The sequence below is a fragment of the Thermodiscus maritimus genome, from assembly GCF_055382595.1.
Window position 1 is genome coordinate 1,210,269 of record NZ_AP042434.1, and the last position, 13,421, is coordinate 1,223,689.

The following is a 13,421-nucleotide window of genomic DNA, read 5'->3' on the forward strand; positions in this document are numbered from 1 at the left end:
CTCTTAACTGAAGGGTGCCAGGGTGTCGCTCGGATTCCGGCTTACGAGGCGCTCGAGGCTTATCCTCTACCCGGGCCTAGCCACGCCTATAGACTCGGTTGTAGCATTGATCATTGATGGTGGAGAGGCGGTTATGATTGACAGCGGCAGCGGCCTCCGAGCGTCGGTTGAGGCGCTAGCTGTTGGACTCGCGGGCCTCGGATACCCTGACCGGTTCAGGGTGGGCCTGGTAATCAATACTCATGGCCACGTCATGAATGCCGGCGGCGACTGGTGGGCCCATGAGGTGTTGAAGGCTACTATTGCGGCGAGACCCCCAGACTCCAATTGGATCGAGTCTGGCGACCCGGTGAGGACTGGCGCCAGGGAGGTGGGGGTAGTCTTCCGCGGGACGCCTGTTGGCTTGGTTCTGAGAGAGGACCTAGCACGGATCCCGGTAGGGGATCTCGAGGTGGAGGTAGTTCATACGCCAGGTCATACCCCGGGGAGCCAGTCGGTTTTCCTCGATGATGATCAGAGGCTGGCCCTCATAGGGGACTCTCTCGCGAGCATATCTCCACGGTGGGATTCTAGCGAGGAGGACTGGTGGAGGTCGCTGGAGAAGATAAGGGAGAGGGACCCCGACATTATATGTGATAGCGTGAGGTGCTATATGGGGAAGGCGGCTAAGAGCTTCCTTGAACAGGTGGAGAGGGAGGGGCCGCGGCGCATTGAGTAGGGTTAGGGTCGGCACTTGTGGATTCTCTAAGTCGAGGAGGCTCATATACCGGGACCTGGACGCCGTCGAGATCCAGCAGACCTTCTACGATCCCAGGGTTGAGGGGTTCCTCGAGAGGATCCGGGAGGAGGCTCCCGGGGGGTTCGAGTTCACTGTTAAAGCGTGGATGCTGGTAACCCACGAGTATAATCCCCGCCTGTGGAGGAGGCTAAAGTCGCCGGTCCCGGGTGGTAGAGAGTCATACGGTTTCTTCAGGGATAACGAGTATGTAAGGTGGGCTTGGGAGGAGACTGTTAAGGCGGCCAGGAGGGTGGGGGCTAGGATAATTGTGCTCCAATCCCCTGCCAGCTTTAAGCCTACTAGGGAGAACCTGGATAGGCTTAGAGGCTTCCTAGAGAAGTATTGGCCGGAGGGATATCTTCTAGCGTGGGAGCCTCGGGGCGAGTGGTGGGGGAGGACCGATTTACTAGAGGCCTTATCCAGGGACTATGGGCTTGTGATAGCTGGCGACGTCCTTAGGGGTAGGCTCCCCCCGGAGGGGCAGGATCTCCTCTATGCTAGGCTACACGGGCTCGGGGGCGGAGAGGTTAACTACAAGTATAGATACACTGATTCCGACCTCGAGAGGCTGCGGCAGGTGGTTTTAGGGGGACCCTGGAGTACTGCATACGTGATGTTCAACAACATATACTCCTACTATGATGCTGTAAGGTTCAAGCAGCTGTTATCCGGGGGCAACCCTAAATAAATCCCGGAGGGGAGGGATCAAGTATACGCCGGACCCGGGAGCCGCGGGAATCGCGGCGGGCTACACCAGTATTCCCGGGCCCGCTTGGTAGACCGCGGTGAGGAATGACGGCGTCGCGGGTGATGGGTTGTGGCTTCGAGGAACACCCTAGGATGGTACCGGTGTGATTTCTGCGGGAGGAAGACTGTTGTTTATGAGTGCTTGTTTAACGGTCGGAGGGTGCGGGTCTGCCCCTACTGTATCATAGCCTTAACTGGCATGAGAGGGTTCTCATGCCAGTCTAGGCTGGCGAGGCTCGCCGCTCGCAGTGCGGGTGGTAGGGCTTGGAATGAGGCTGATAGGCTCATATCCTCGCTCGACTCTAGGCTCCGGCAGTCAGGGCGGGGGAGGAGCTCCTCTAGCCGAGGGCGGGGGCGACGTAGATGACTAGCTTCTCTCCGTTCGGGAATGTGAAGGTTGCCTTTAACGGGTAGTTTGATTCGAACTCCACAGTCACGCTTTCAGCGGCGCCGGTCGGCTTGGTGAGGGCTTGGAGGCTGTTCAATGTGTAGGTTGAAGCGGAGTCTTCTGTGACTGTTAGGCTTAGTAGGGGGTCCCCGTCCTTCATGATCCACTCGTACTCCTTCTCCTCGCTAGAGGATAGGATCCTCACCTCCTCCATGGTTGCCTTCAGCTCTAGAACATCTCCAACGACCTTGGCGTCCTGTATCATGTTCTTGAAGTCATCGGCCATTAGGGTGAACCTTGCCTTCCCCTCCATCCTGGGCTCCTTGATCTCCCTGCTCTCCAACACCACTGCGGGTAGGTAGAAGGTCCTCGATATACCCGTCTTCCTATCTTCTAGGAGGATCTTGAGCATATCGCTGCCCGGCTCGTATTCGAATATGAGGGAGTCGTTCCTAGTAGCTCTCTTCACTATCTTGTTCAGCTCATCCGTCGGGACCCTAAACACGATCTCCTCGTCAACGGTGTACTCGTCGAATGCTGTGGTGGGGGCGGTGAGGACTGCGAGGCTTGTCTTATCCGGGCTCATGAGGTATGCTTTCAAGCCTTCCAGGGTGAATATCAGGTCTCCTTCATCATTGATCTTCGCGAGCGTCTGGGTTATGTACTTGAACTTCGTGGGAGCAGGATGCTCAACCCTTACAGCCATACTCTCGTCCCCTCCTGTATCTAGTGTCTCTTTTAGAGTAATAAACCCGGCATTGCCTCCCATTACTCGTGGTGTTGGGTTTGACTGGGAAGATCGTAGTCGAGGTTGACTCCGGCAAGTATAAGAACGTAGAGCTCCCGCTTGAGGAGGCTGAGAGGCTCCTAGCCATTGTAACTAAGAAGCTGGGCTTCGAGTCAGGCGATGTGAACGAAGCTTATAGGATAATGAGGAATTTCGACGCCTTCTACGAGACCCAGAAGAAGAAGTTCAAGGACTACCTTGTCCCGTCGAAGTCTATGAACGACATGATCCTGGGGAAGGTGATAGTTGATAAGGTGAAGCTGGTAAAGGAGGGTAACAAGAGGATAGTAGTGATATCCTTTGACCGGAGGGTCCCGTTAGATGTTATTGTAGAGGCCCTTAACGAGATGGGGTATGAGGTTGAGGTGAAGGAGTACTCTATAGCCTAGCCCTCCTTCTTTCTCTTCTTTCTCTTCTTAGACTTACTAGATGATCCCGTCTTTTTGCTAGACGAGCTCGCTTTCTTAGTCTTCTTTCTAGTCTTCTTAGCGGCACGCTTCTCCTCGATCTCATTCAGCTTCGGCAGGATGGATTCGGCGTATATCGCTTTAGCCTCGTTGAAGGTGAGTTCTCCCCTCGCCACCTTCTCCAGTAGCTCTGTCACGTCGAGCATCGTCTCGAGGAGGTCCGGGCTGGCTACACTGTAGGGCTGGACTTCGATCTCCTCGATAGCCTCCTCCTCCGACACCAATACTGCACCCTTAGTGCTGGTTTGAATAGAAGCATTAAATAGATAGCTCGACGAGGGCCCAGCCACCGTTACAGTACTGGTGTATGAGAGCGTATCTCGCCTCCCCCCGGATTATACGGTAGAGTCTTCTCCAGTTCTCCCCGAAGAGCCTGGAGAGGACTGTTGAGGCCTCGAGGGGGTCTCCCAGGTCCCCAAGGACTATAGCGGAGCCATCCTCGCCCTCCAGGGGGGATAGCTTGTTGCCGCTTATCCTGCAGAAGCCTGCCACCACCACGGCTCTCCTAGAGAGCTCCCCAATATACTTTGTGAGGCTCTCGGGATCATGCCTGCAGGATGCTAGGACTACGAGGTCTCCCTCCTGGACAAGCTCTGGGAGGACCGCTAGCACCCCCTCCATAACGGGCTCTCCTAGGCTACCGAGTCGTGCCTCTACAATGGGGCTTTTCGAGCCTAGTAACTCTGTTATCCTACCAGTATCCTCCTCTCCCGGCGAGTCGAGGTCCAAGATTATGATTCTCGAGTTGTTGAGGGCTAGGGCTTCAGCGATCCTCCTCGCCAGCCCTAGTGGGGTTCGTGAGTACACCCATACTATGGGCTTGTCCCCTATCCTAACGACTCCTCTCCCCCTCGAGCATGCTATTGTCGCTGTCCTCCACCTTCTCCCCCCGCCGGCTACGCTCCTGGTGGTGCTGGTCTCCGCCTCGTAGCCTACAAGCCTCCCAACCGTGGCTCCCGGGCATTCAAGGGGTGGGAGGGGTGCGTAGGAGGCGTATAGTGATACTGCTAGGGCTCCCAGGCTTCCTAGTGATGCGGTTAGAGAGCCTGCTAGCGCCTCTGGGAGCGTGGGTGCTGTTTTCGATAACAACACTCCTCCTAGGAGGAGGTACGCCCAGTACATGGGTTCTCTTGTAAACTCTACGTTTACAGTCCAGAGGATGTACCCTGCCGTTATTGAGGCTAGTATGGGTGTTAGCTTGGGCTTGGATGGGAATGCTAGGACCTCTAGGGCGCTGTCGTGGGCTCCCCTGATGTAAGAGTAGCCTGCTAGCCCTAGCAGTGTGAGGCCTGCTAGGGCGTACCATTCATAGGCTAGGAGTCCCTCCCTTCTGGGTACTAGGAATAGGAAGGATAAGGCGCCGGAGAGTATACTCTTCGTGTACACGCCGACTGCCATGGATATGGCTGCTCCTGCCAGGTCTAGTAGGGCGGACTCGATAGCCCCCGGCAGGCTTGCTCTGCCCGGAGTGCTCGTGGCGGTCGAGAGGTATTTTACTAGTAATATTATTATAATTATCGTTACAGGTTTAAGCCTCTGGCTGCAGGCGCGCTCCGCCCTCCTAGCCATGCCTGGCCATCCATCTACGGACCCAAGAGCTGATTACGGATAATAGTATATGAGCCTCAAACAGGGCCTCCTCTAGAACTCGCGCACGGTGGAAGGTGACTGTATGGAGGGAAGGAACGCTGAGCTACTCCACCCTAGGGTGAGGGAGGCGGCTGAGAGGCTAGGCTACAAGAGGCTGCTACCAATCCAAGAGGCGGCTATACCAGTAGTCCTCAGTGGTAGGCATGTGCTCATATCAGCGCCTACGGGGAGCGGGAAGACGGAGGCAGCCCTCTTCCCGTCCTGTCAATGCTCCTCCAGGAGATGGATAAGGGGAGGGACCCTGGAGGGGTGAGGATTCTCTATATTACTCCGTTGAGGGCGCTGAACCGCGATGTAACAATAAGGATCTCGAGGCTGGCGGAGGAGCTCGGCCTCCGGGTCCTCCTAAGGCATGGGGACACGACCCAGGCTGATAGGAGGAGGTTCCTCAGGAACCCTCCCCATATAGCAGTGACCACGCCGGAGTCCCTCAACCTGCTCCTCTCAATAAAGAATAGGGAGAAGGTGTTCCAGAACGTATCATGGGTTATAGTTGACGAGGTCCACGAGCTCCTCGAGAGTAAGAGGGGTGCAGAGCTATCAGTCGTCTTGGAGAGGCTGGAGAAGCTTTCGAGGAGGAGGATTCAGAGGATAGGCCTCTCAGCAACTCTCTCTAAGAACTCGATGAGAGAGGCAGCAGTCATGCTGGCCTATGGAAGATACGTTGCCGGGGTGGAGGATAACTCGTCTAAGAGGTACAGTATAAGGGTTGAGGTCATAGATGACTCGAGCTTCTGGGAGGAGGCTGTTGCGAGGATCGCTGGATTAATCGAGGAGACCAAGGGATCGGTGCTGATATTCACTAATACCCGGAGTACAGCGGAGAAGCTGGCGAACAACATAATAAATTATTTCAAGTCAAATAATAAGAATTATAGGGTTGAGGTGCACCATGGAAGCCTATCGAGGAAGGTTAGGGAGAAGGCTGAGAGGGAGTTCAGGGAGGGAGAGATCAAAGCCCTAGTAGCGACCTCGAGCATGGAGCTGGGGATCGATATCGGTAGAGTAGACCTGGTGGTCCAATTCATGTCCCCCAGGCAGGTTATAGCGATGACTCAGAGAGCTGGCCGCGCAGGCCACCGCATTACAGAGGTTAGCCTCGGAGTAATAGTGACATCCTCGAACCTCTACGAGACGCTGGAGTCGGGGATCATCGCTGTTAGGACTGAGAGGGGGAACCTCGAGGACTTGAAGCTGCCGAGGAACTCCTATGATGTAGCAGCACATCAGGCCGCGGGCATGGTGATCGAGTCCCGGAACCTTACAGTGGATGAGCTATACGATACGTTCTCGAGGAGCGGGTCCCTCGCGGGCCTCTCAAGGGATGAAGTGGAGGCGATACTGGATCATCTAGACTCGGTTGGAGTGTTAAGGTATGATCCCGGGATAGGGGCTGCGAGGATGGGTAGGAGGACCCTCACCTACTTCTACAGGGTTTCCATGATCCCCGATGAGAGCTCCTACGCCGTATACGATATAGCGACGGGTTCAAGGGTGGGTGAGGTCAGCGAGAAGTTCATAGAGTCGAGCCTCCTCAAAGCCGAGGATACTGGCAGGTTCAGGTTCGTGCTAGGAGGAAGAGTGTGGGAGGCTGTCTCGATAGACTATGAGAAGGGGAGGATTGAAGCAGTACCCTTGCTTGTAGAGGACGCCCTAATCCCCTCTTGGGAGGGGGAGATTATACCTGTAAGCTATAAGGTTGCCAGCGAGGCCTGCTCTATAATCTCGCTCTGCCAGTATGATAGAGGCGACTGCATCAGGGCCCTCAAGCATAGGAAGATACCCGAGAAGAGGGCTGAGGATATATGGGGTATCATTTCAAAGACGGTTGAAGCATACGGTGGCCCGCTCCTCCACCCCTTCAACGCTGTAATAGAGTATACTAGGGGTATGAGCATACTGCACGCGTGCCTGGGTAGCAAGGGGAATCTAGCCCTAGCCCTCCTGGTATCCAAGCTCCTCGAGAAGGATGTCAGGGTCGAGTTCGACTACATCCCCTACGCTATCGTATTCCGCTCCCCCACGGGGGTCCCCGGAGAGCTTGTGAGGAGGGCTCTAGAGACAGCGGCGGGCATGGATAGGGTTGAGAGGCTCGCCCTTCTCCAGGACGCTGTGAGGAGGTCCCGGACATACCTGATAAGGTTCAGCCGGGTTGCGAAGAGGATGGGGGTTATAGACCCGGACAAGCGTCTCCCACTCGACTTCACTAGGCGGCTCGCCGAGAACCTCCGGGGGAGCGTCGTGGAGATCGAGACTATAAGAGAGATCCTTCAGGAGAAGGTTGACGCCGAGGCCTTGAATAACTATCTAGACAGCTTGCGCAGGATCGAAGTGGTAGAGCTCAAGGATCCATCCCCCCTCTCGAGGGAGGTCCTAGACAATCCATACGTGAAGAGGGACGTGGCGGTAAAGGTGACTAGTATAGCCATGGATAAGATCGTCGAGTCTATCAAGAAGAGCATCGGTAGAAGGGATGTAGTATTCGTCTGCGTATCCTGCGGGAAGAGCTGGAGGATGAAGGCATCTGAAATCGAGAGGAGGCCGAGGTGCCCCTACTGCGGAGCCCTCTCAATAGCCCCACTCCCTGCCACAGAGTACGGTGAGAGGCTCCTTGAAGCCTACCGGAAGTATAGGAGTGGTGTAAAGCTGAGGGGCGAGGAGAAGAAGCTTGCCAGGGAAGTTGTTGATAGAGCTATGATCTACCTCAACTATGCAGGCCAGGGGCTCGGACGCTATGTTGTGGAGGCTTTAATGTCCTATGGGGTTGGGCCTGCTAGGGCTAAGAAGCTGCTCGCCGACCTAGTTAGTAGGGGAGAGAGGGCCTTCTACCAGCAGCTCCTAAAGGCTATGGAGGAGTACGCGGCTAACAGGCAGTATTGGGATGTTGTGAGGAAGAGGCTGGGATCCAGGCCTAAACCGCACTAGATATATTCGGTTGGATTATAAGGTAAACTTATCCAAGGAGAGTGTTAGGGCATGGAAGACTGTAAAGTCGCTGTTATCGCGGATTGGGATGCTGACGGGGTTGTTGGTGCCGCTCTAATCTACTACGCCCAGGAGAAGAAGGGTGTATTCCCGGTCGAGGGGAGAGAGAAGGTATGCCTCATACCCGCCGGCCCTAGAAGCATTGTGGAGGAGGTGGGAGACAAGTGCTGGGAGAGGGTCGTCATAGTAGATATACCCTTTACCCCGGAGGTTGAAACTGTTATATCCAGCCTGAGGGAGAGGTGCGGGTCCAAGATATACTACTTCGACCACCACGGCTCAACCCTCAGCAAGATGGCGGAGCTCGAGGAGAAATACGGTGTCTTCGGAGTAGTGGGGAAGTCCTCCTCCGCGGTTATAATTAAGAGGTTCCTCGAAGGGCTTGGGGTCAAGTTCACTCAGAGGATGAAGGACTTCGTTGCAGCGGTGGCTGTGCTCGAGGGTGGGAGAAGGCGGAGTGGAGAAGAGGCTAGGGAGAAGATCGTCACGCTGGCCGCCTCTATATCTAAGATGCTAAACCAGACAAGGAACAGGGAGGCCTGGACGAAATACGTGCGGTGGATCGCTAACCCCCTCCCCTTCGAGGACCCGGGCATCAAGCTGAGAGTGGAGGAGAAGGTTAACCTGGTAGAGGCTGGCGTCGAGCTTTCCGAACAGGCTGATAAAGAGACTAAGGAGACCGCCCTCAAGCTGGCAATGTCGGCTGTTAACCTGGGCTATCTCAAGTTCGTTGACGCCAGGGATAAGTGGAAGAAGAGGGGTGCTTCGGCCCTAGCATCAGCTATCTATAAGATGATCAACATGCCAGTAGCCCTGCTCGTCGAGAAGAATGATGGGAGCAGACTCCTGATCATAAGGTCGGGGAGAGGGGAGGCAATGCCCCTAATGGAGATCCTCTACAGTAAGGGTATCGTAGTAGACACAGGAGGCCACGGGAACATAGCCGTTGCAAGACTCGAAGATTCTGTTACAGTCGCAGAGCTCAAGAGGGCATTGAGGAGCGCTGTTATAGAGTTTATACGGAAGAGGTCCTCGAGGTACCTTAACACATTCTAACAGGAGTAGGGGTTGAGGAGTGCTGTACCCCCAACCCCTAGACCCGCGCATGGTGCCGCCGCCGGGATTTGAACCCGGGTCACGGGCTCGAGAGGCCCGCATACTGGGCCGGGCTATACTACGGCGGCCCCTCTGTGAGCCCAGTATCCTTGGCGTCACCGGTCGGGCTTTTTAGACTTTTCTCTCCCCGCTTCGCCTTCCAATACTCAAATATGAGTTCATAGTATAGAGCCGCCTGCACCAGGTCGAAGTCTAGAGTATACCCGTGGGAGCCCCTCTCAAGTACTGCTAGAGGCAGGGGGATCGGGTTGGAGTAGTATGATAGCACTGCTGCCGCGTGGGTTCCTAGGGCTAGGGAGAGTGCGACCCACCTGATCTCGGGTGCAGAGGTGAGCAGGAGAGCATAGAATAGTATAGCTATATCAACCATCACGCTTGCGCCGAGGGGGCCAGAAGCGTATCCTATTGTCGCTCCCACTAGGAGTGCGAATATGCACACCACGATGTATACTTGTTTGTACGCGTCCAACCTCCCCTACCAGGCTAGCCGAGTATCCCTGCTACCAATTAATAAGGGGGCGGCTTCAAAGTCTTTGTCTCGGCCAGTGCTGGGCGGTAATCGACATTATAGGGTGGAGTTCATGCCAGGGTATAAGCCTAGGATAAAGGAGAAGAGATGGTCTATCGACTATGAGAAAGAACTCATTAAAACCTGGGAGGAGGAGGGGCTCTATAAGCCCTCCCTAGACCCCGAGGACCCTAGGCCTGTAATAGCTATCGATACTCCTCCTCCCTACGCCAGTGGGAAATGGCATGTTGCGGGGGCCGCTCACTATGCCCAGATCGATATGATCGCTAGGTACTTCAGGCTGAAAGGGTACAATGTAGTCGTGCCATTCTACGCCGACCGTAATGGGCTGCCAGTCGAAGTACAGGTTGAGAAAACATATGGGATCTATGCCCACGAGATGGCTAAGACCCCCGAGGGGAGGGAGAAGTTCCTCAGCCTCTGCAGGGAGTTCCTTGATAAGGCTGAGGCGGAGATCGTGAATGTATGGAGGAGGATGGGCTGCTCCTTCGACTACTGGCGTGACGGGACCGACAGCCCCAAGTATAGGGTTATGACTCAGGCCACCTTCATTGAATTGTTCAAAAGGGGCCTCATATACGAGGACCACAGGCCTGTGAGATGGTGCCCCAGGTGTAGGACTACTCTAGCGGAGGCGGAGGTCGAGTATAGGGAGGAGGAGGGCTACCTCTACTACATAGTCTATAAGCTCAAAGATGATGGCAGAGACCTCGTGGTGGCGACTACTAGGCCGGAGCTACTGGCTGGCTGCGCGGCGCTGGCATATAATCCGGATGATGAGCGCTATAGGGGGTTGAAGGGGAAGAAGGCAGTAGCCCCCATATACGGCCATGAGGTCGAGATACTAGAGCACCCGGCTGTAGATCCAAACTATGGCACCGGCCTCATGATGATATGCAGCTTCGGAGACGAGGACGATGTTAGACTCTTCAATGAACTCGGCCTCAAGCCGAAGTGGCTCATCAACCCGGACGGCACCATGAGGCCCGAGGCAGGCCCCATCGCAGGGCTACCGGTGGAGGAGGCTAGGAGGAAGATAGTGGAGCTGCTAGAGAAGGAGGGCCTGCTCGTAAAGAAAGAGAGGATCGTGCACAAGATTCCAATCTGCTGGAGGTGTAAAACACCCCTCCAGATAATCTATAGGAGGGAGTACTTCCTCAAACAGTTAGAGTTCAAGGAGGATATCAAGCGGATAGCCTCCGAGATAGATTTCCGGCCGGAGATGCATAGGAGGAAGCTCTACGACTGGATTGACAGCATCTCGATGGACTGGCCTATATCTAGGGACAGGTACTACGGTACAGAGATCCCCCTGTGGACTTGCAGGAGGTGTGGCGCTAAGCTGGTACCTGAGGCGGGAGAGTATTACCAGCCATGGAGGATGGAGCCTCCTTGGGATAAATGCCCCGAGTGCGGCGCTCCTAAAGAATACCTTGAGGGAGAGAAGAGGGTATTCGACACCTGGTTCGACTCGAGCATAAGCGTGCTCTACGTGACCCAGTGGATGAGGGATAAGAGGTTCTTCGAGAAGGCGATAAAGAACGCGTTGAGGCCTCAGGGCCAGGATATCATTAGGACGTGGCTCTACTACAGCCTCCTCAGAGTATACCAGTTGACTGGTAGGAGGGCTTTCAGGTGGGTTAGGATAACTGGTATGGGCCTCGACCCTAAGGGGAGGCCGATGCACAAGTCCCTGGGCAACGTGATAGACCCGGACCCGGTGATCGAAGAGTATGGGGCCGACGCGTTCAGGTTCTGGTCGGCGATTGCCTCGAAGCTGGGATACGACTACCGGTTCGACGAGAACAAGATTAAGACGGGGAGGAATTTCGTCACCAAGCTCTGGAATCTAGCCAGGTTCGTCTCCGCATTCCCGGAGCCGGAAGAGTACACTCTCCAGCCGCTCGACAGGGCCTTCATAGCCCTACAAGACTCCTACCTCGAAGAGGTGGATGAGGCCTATAATGGGCTAAACGTGTATGAGCCCATTTCGAAGCTGTACGAGTTCGCATGGGACATCTACGCCTCACACTACGTCGAGCTAGCCAAGAACAGGGCCTACAACAGGGACTCAGCCTATACCCGGGAGGAGCAGGAGAGCGCCTGGGCGGCCCTCCACATAATGCTTCGGCGCACACTGATAGCGCTCTCCCCGATAATGCCGTTCGTAACCGACTACGCGTTCCGAAAACTCTATGGTTCAAGCGTTCACTTGCAGAGGTACCCTGAGCCCGTCTATCATGGAGAGGAGAGGGAGAGGCTCGCCGGGATAGCTCGTAGGGTTATAGAGTTGAACAAGGCTATATGGGGCTATAAGAGGGAGCGGGGACTGAAGCTCTCCCAGCCTATAGAGGATGCAGTTGTGTATGCTCCGAAGGAGCTGGAGAGCGTGCTCCCCGATATCATAGCTATGCATAAGGTCAAGGTCGAGGTGTACGATAGCGAGCCCCCGGCGGGAGCTAAGCCGGTAGGGGACGGATTCTATATTTTAGAGACTGGAGTAGAGCGCGCCGCATAGATTCTTACTAAATCCTCATTCCCCCTCTACCCTCATCTAGCCTGGAAGGGTGCATGGTTTGAAGGTTGAGGTTGTCGATAAGAGGCTTGAAAGGATTAGGGTGAGGCCCGAGTCTGAGGAGGACCTATGGGTGTTGAAGACTATCCTACGCCCCGGAGACTATGTTGTAGGGAAAACATACAGGGATGTAGCTAAGGGTGGGAGGGGGGAGAAGGAGAAGAGGGCTATCGTGGTCAAGCTCCAGGTGAAGAACGTTGAGTTCCAGCCCTTCACTGGAAAGCTGAGGATCTTCGGGGTTATAGTTGAGGGTCCCGAGGAGTATGGTGTTAAGGGGAGGCACCAGTCTATCCTAGTTGTTCCCGGCAAGGAGATCCTTGTGGAGAGGAGCGGTGGCTGGCCGGAGAGGGTTATTGAGAAGCTTAAGCAGGCGGGGCCTAGGGGTAGAACGGTTATCGCTGCAGTAGACTATGATGAGTACGCGGTAGCCGTTATGTCCCATCACGGCGTCAAATTCCTTGTAGACTCCTCTACCAGCCTGCCGGGCAAGGATGATCCCTCGAGGGAGCAGGAGGTTGGTAGGCTCGTGGAGAAGATTGCGGGTATGATTGTGAGGGCGGCCTCAGACTATAAGGCTCCCCTAGCGATAATTGTTGGGCCCGGCTTCCTTAAGCGGATGGTTGCCGAGAAGGTTAAATCCATGGCTCCCGGCCTCAAGCTGATCGTGGACGATGCATCTATGGGCGGTCGTGCAGGGGTGGAGGAGGCCCTAAGGAGGCCATCAATCTGGTCGGTCCTTCGAGAATACACTATCGCAGAGGTGGAGGAGATCCTTGCGGATGTCATGAAGGAAGCTGCCCGCGGAGGCGAGAGGATTGCTATCGGGGTCGACGAGGCCTACGCGGTTGCACGTATGGGGGCTGTGGAGAGGCTTGTGGTTGTCGATGAGATGATTTATGCGCTCGATGACGACCTGAGGGAGAGGGTCTCCAGGATCCTCGAGGAGGTAGAGAAGAGAGGAGGGAGGGTTGTGATAGTCCCCCGGGATACTCCTGTTGGTGAAAGAGTATGGATGATGGGGGGCCTCGTAGCTCTCCTCCGCTTCCCGGTGCCTCATGAGGCTCGCAGGCTAGGTGCTGGCGACGAGGGTGGTGGTTCCCCTGACTAGCTGGTGCTTCCTCAGCTTAGTTACTACCTCGTCGAGCTCAGCCATATCATTAACCTCCAACCTAACAACTACATCATAGCTACCATAGGTTACGAGGGCCTCAGTAACAGCGGGCTTCAGGGACCTCGCATACACTGCGACATCATACTCGCCGCCTATCTCGGTTCGTATAAGCACATACGCCACGATCTTCAATACCCCTACACCTACCGGCTCTAAGAGTACAAACTATAATCCCCCTTTAAAATAAGGATTACCTCGGCCGCTGTGATGGAAGGGCGGAATCTACTC

General features: G+C 55.3%; 14 protein-coding genes and 1 tRNA gene. 9 read left to right on the plus strand and 6 right to left on the minus strand.

The annotated features are described in order from the left end of the window. Positions 1-22: 22 nt before the first annotated feature. The 3 genes from ACZ47H_RS06755 (at position 23) to ACZ47H_RS06765 (ending at position 1,892) form a co-directional block, all read left to right on the plus strand. A complete protein-coding gene (locus ACZ47H_RS06755; protein ID WP_464932928.1) occupies positions 23-718 on the plus strand; it encodes an MBL fold metallo-hydrolase in 696 nt (231 codons plus the stop codon). Next, positions 711-1,466 carry a DUF72 domain-containing protein gene (locus tag ACZ47H_RS06760; RefSeq protein ID WP_464932929.1) on the plus strand — a complete coding sequence of 252 codons (756 nt, stop codon included), beginning with the start codon at positions 711-713 and terminating at the stop codon, positions 1,464-1,466. The genes ACZ47H_RS06755 and ACZ47H_RS06760 overlap by 8 nt, the downstream gene beginning before the upstream one ends. 129 nt (positions 1,467-1,595) lie before the next feature. Continuing rightward, positions 1,596-1,892 (plus strand): hypothetical protein, encoded by a 297-nt coding sequence (locus ACZ47H_RS06765; protein ID WP_464932931.1) that lies wholly within the window; start codon positions 1,596-1,598, stop codon positions 1,890-1,892. Here the strand turns inward: ACZ47H_RS06765 and ACZ47H_RS06770 are convergent. Then, on the minus strand, positions 1,864-2,619 hold the full coding sequence (locus ACZ47H_RS06770; RefSeq protein WP_464932932.1) for a DNA polymerase sliding clamp: 756 nt from the start codon (positions 2,617-2,619) through the stop codon (positions 1,864-1,866). The genes ACZ47H_RS06765 and ACZ47H_RS06770 overlap by 29 nt on opposite strands. A gap of 71 nt (positions 2,620-2,690) precedes the next feature. Between ACZ47H_RS06770 and ACZ47H_RS06775 the strand changes: the two genes are divergently transcribed. Beyond that, positions 2,691-3,089, plus strand: coding sequence for a hypothetical protein (locus ACZ47H_RS06775; RefSeq protein WP_464932934.1), 399 nt, complete (start codon positions 2,691-2,693; stop codon positions 3,087-3,089). Here ACZ47H_RS06775 and ACZ47H_RS06780 read toward each other — a convergent pair. Next, entirely contained in the window at positions 3,086-3,388 is a 303-nt protein-coding gene (locus ACZ47H_RS06780) for a hypothetical protein (protein WP_464932935.1), read from the minus strand. The genes ACZ47H_RS06775 and ACZ47H_RS06780 overlap by 4 nt on opposite strands. A gap of 37 nt (positions 3,389-3,425) precedes the next feature. Further along, a complete protein-coding gene (locus ACZ47H_RS06785; protein ID WP_464932936.1) occupies positions 3,426-4,736 on the minus strand; it encodes a hypothetical protein in 1,311 nt (436 codons plus the stop codon). Positions 4,737-4,839: 103 nt separating this feature from the next. Here ACZ47H_RS06785 and ACZ47H_RS06790 point away from each other — a divergent pair, with 103 nt between their 5' ends. From ACZ47H_RS06790 to ACZ47H_RS06800, 3 genes are read left to right on the plus strand one after another with little or no spacing between them, the layout of a single operon-like run. Further along, positions 4,840-5,070, plus strand: coding sequence for a DEAD/DEAH box helicase (locus tag ACZ47H_RS06790; RefSeq protein ID WP_464932937.1), 231 nt, complete (start codon positions 4,840-4,842; stop codon positions 5,068-5,070). Then, complete coding sequence (locus ACZ47H_RS06795) at positions 5,040-7,742, plus strand: DEAD/DEAH box helicase (RefSeq protein WP_464932938.1); 2,703 nt, start codon at positions 5,040-5,042, stop codon at positions 7,740-7,742. The genes ACZ47H_RS06790 and ACZ47H_RS06795 overlap by 31 nt, the downstream gene beginning before the upstream one ends. A gap of 51 nt (positions 7,743-7,793) precedes the next feature. Further along, on the plus strand, positions 7,794-8,858 hold the full coding sequence (locus ACZ47H_RS06800) for a phosphoesterase (protein ID WP_464932939.1): 1,065 nt from the start codon (positions 7,794-7,796) through the stop codon (positions 8,856-8,858). 50 nt (positions 8,859-8,908) lie between these two features. Here ACZ47H_RS06800 and ACZ47H_RS06805 read toward each other — a convergent pair. Then, a tRNA-Glu gene (locus ACZ47H_RS06805) sits at positions 8,909-8,986 on the minus strand. Next, positions 8,977-9,387, minus strand: coding sequence for a hypothetical protein (locus ACZ47H_RS06810; protein ID WP_464932940.1), 411 nt, complete (start codon positions 9,385-9,387; stop codon positions 8,977-8,979). The genes ACZ47H_RS06805 and ACZ47H_RS06810 overlap by 10 nt, the downstream gene beginning before the upstream one ends. Before the next feature lie 112 nt (positions 9,388-9,499). Here ACZ47H_RS06810 and ACZ47H_RS06815 point away from each other — a divergent pair, with 112 nt between their 5' ends. Both ACZ47H_RS06815 and ACZ47H_RS06820 read left to right on the plus strand, forming a co-directional pair. Then, positions 9,500-11,965, plus strand: a complete 2,466-nt coding sequence (locus tag ACZ47H_RS06815; protein WP_464932941.1) for a valine--tRNA ligase — start codon at positions 9,500-9,502, stop codon at positions 11,963-11,965. Between the two features lie 58 nt (positions 11,966-12,023). After that, complete coding sequence (locus tag ACZ47H_RS06820) at positions 12,024-13,130, plus strand: pelota family protein (RefSeq protein WP_464932942.1); 1,107 nt, start codon at positions 12,024-12,026, stop codon at positions 13,128-13,130. Here ACZ47H_RS06820 and ACZ47H_RS06825 read toward each other — a convergent pair. Further along, entirely contained in the window at positions 13,092-13,316 is a 225-nt protein-coding gene (locus ACZ47H_RS06825; protein WP_464933969.1) for an Lrp/AsnC ligand binding domain-containing protein, read from the minus strand. The genes ACZ47H_RS06820 and ACZ47H_RS06825 overlap by 39 nt on opposite strands. Between the last annotated feature and the right edge of the window lie 105 nt (positions 13,317-13,421).

Excerpts from the sequence above, each read along its gene's own strand:
- ACZ47H_RS06770 (WP_464932932.1), bottom strand. The coding sequence starts at position 2,619 with ATGGCTGTAAGGGTTGAGCATCCTGCTCCCACGAAGTTCAAGTACATA.
- ACZ47H_RS06785 (WP_464932936.1), bottom strand. The coding sequence starts at position 4,736 with ATGGCTAGGAGGGCGGAGCGCGCCTGCAGCCAGAGGCTTAAACCTGTA.
- ACZ47H_RS06790 (WP_464932937.1), top strand. The coding sequence starts at position 4,840 with ATGGAGGGAAGGAACGCTGAGCTACTCCACCCTAGGGTGAGGGAGGCG.
- ACZ47H_RS06795 (WP_464932938.1), top strand. The coding sequence starts at position 5,040 with ATGGATAAGGGGAGGGACCCTGGAGGGGTGAGGATTCTCTATATTACT.
- ACZ47H_RS06800 (WP_464932939.1), top strand. The coding sequence starts at position 7,794 with ATGGAAGACTGTAAAGTCGCTGTTATCGCGGATTGGGATGCTGACGGG.
- ACZ47H_RS06815 (WP_464932941.1), top strand. The coding sequence starts at position 9,500 with ATGCCAGGGTATAAGCCTAGGATAAAGGAGAAGAGATGGTCTATCGAC.